Source organism: bacterium endosymbiont of Bathymodiolus sp. 5 South, from assembly GCF_900128535.1.
GTDB lineage: Bacteria > Pseudomonadota > Gammaproteobacteria > PS1 > Pseudothioglobaceae > Thiodubiliella.
Window position 1 is genome coordinate 1 of record NZ_FQTR01000239.1, and the last position, 1,952, is coordinate 1,952.

Genomic DNA, 1,952 nt, shown 5'->3' on the forward strand with positions numbered 1-1,952 from the left:
ATACACATACTGTTGTTATCATCGTTCCAGACATTTGCAGAGAAACTTCGTATTACCACGGCTGATGTTTCTACGCCTGAAAACACAGACAAGACGATTGAGCTTACCCTTAACAAAGGCAATACCGAACCCTCAAAATATAAGAGAACTTTTGCTATTTTGGGTGGTGCAGATGCCAATAAGTTTACTTTAGCAGGTAATCAATTAACTTTCATAGCCACGGCTTTTGAAGCCCGAAGTGATGCCACTTATCGTGTTAATATCAAAGCCACCCTGAATCTCAAGGATTGGTCTCAAATAATCGAGACGACTGAAAAAACCATCACTGTAACCGTAACCAAGACTAACCTTAATGATGGGGGATTTCATATTACCACGGCGGCTAATGTTGATACGCTTGAAAAAACAAACAAGGTGATTGGGCTTACCGCTACCCCGATAAAAAATATTTTCTTCCAGTTAACAGGTTTTGCTATTGTGGGTGGTGCAGATGTCAATAAGTTTACTTTAAACGGCAGTGAATTAACCTTCAAAGCCACAGAATTTAAAGACGGAAGTGATAACACTTATCGTGTTAATATCAAAGCCACTTGGAAGAACAGCTGGTGGAACGACTTCGAGACGGATGTAAAAACCCTCACTGTAACCGTACATAATAGGATACTTCGTATTACCACGGCTGATGTTTCTACGCCTGAAAACCGCACCATATTGATTAAGCTTACTACCAACCAAGATTTTAATAAAGATGATGTAATTTTTTCTATTACTAATGCGGATCAATTTGAAATTGGTATCATCAATAACAGACATCTTTTCTTTAACTACACTGACTTTGAAGCCAGAGAAGATCACACCTACTCGGTGGAGGTTACTGCTCGTAAAACGGGCACAGGCGAAACCACCACCAAAACCATCACTGTTACGGTTACCGACCTAGACGATGAAGCTCCGACCAATATCCAGATCAACGATGCCGCCACCGATATCAATGGTTTTGTTACTCTTGACAATGACAAGGGTGTCGGATTTGTGATTGGTACTCTCAGTGCTACCGATCCAGATACTGATACTACTACTAATGCCCTTACTTTTACCACCGACAGCGCTGATTTTGAAATCGTCAACGGTAATGAACTCAAAACCAAGCGGAACATTACTACTATTGGTAATATAGACTTCACCGTTACTGCTAGTAATCATGTCAATCAGAGTACTAATAAAGACTTTACTATCAAAGTTGTAGATGCAAAAAAAATAGTCCCGTTTATGATTACCACGCCCGATGTTTCTGTGCCTGAAAAAACAGAAAAGGTGATTACGCTTAAGTCCAACAAAGGAAAGGGGGTAAGTTTTTCTATTGTCAACGACACAGATAAGGATAAATTCACTCTGAGTGGCACTGCACTTACCTTTGAAGCCACCGACTTTAAAGACGGCGGTGATAATAACTATCATGTTAAGATCAGAGCCACTAGGGGCAATGAGGTAGTTGAAAAAACCCTTACTGTAACCATAGAGGATCCAACCATAGAGGATCCAACCATAGAGGATCCAACCACAGGGGGTTCAGCGAAATCCGATAATGCCAAAGTGACTGCCCAAGCCGTGCGTAAAGAAAGCAAATCTGCCAGTAAACTCTTACTCTCTAAAGTCGGAAGAACATTGATGGGGCGCCTATCGTATATTCGTCATAAAAACAAGCAAGAAAGCAGTTTTAGTGCCAATGGTTTTGTGAATGGCATTCAGGTCAGTTTTGCCGATAGCCAAACCAACAGCCTTATCAATCGTGTGCTCAGTGCCAACGGGCTGAGCAATGTTATCCCCACCTCCAGCCGTAAGGTTGAGCGTTGGGATACTTGGACGAATGCCAAAGTGGTGATTGGTAAAAGCAATGGGTCAGGTGCAAATAAGACTGAGTTTAATCTTAAATCCCTTAATATAGGTATGGA

Annotated in this window: 1 pseudogene; it reads left to right on the forward strand. The window is 41.3% G+C overall.

Annotated features, from left to right (window positions below):
* Positions 1 to 1,952: pseudogene (locus tag BBROOKSOX_RS10425) on the forward strand (hypothetical protein); the annotation flags it as partial.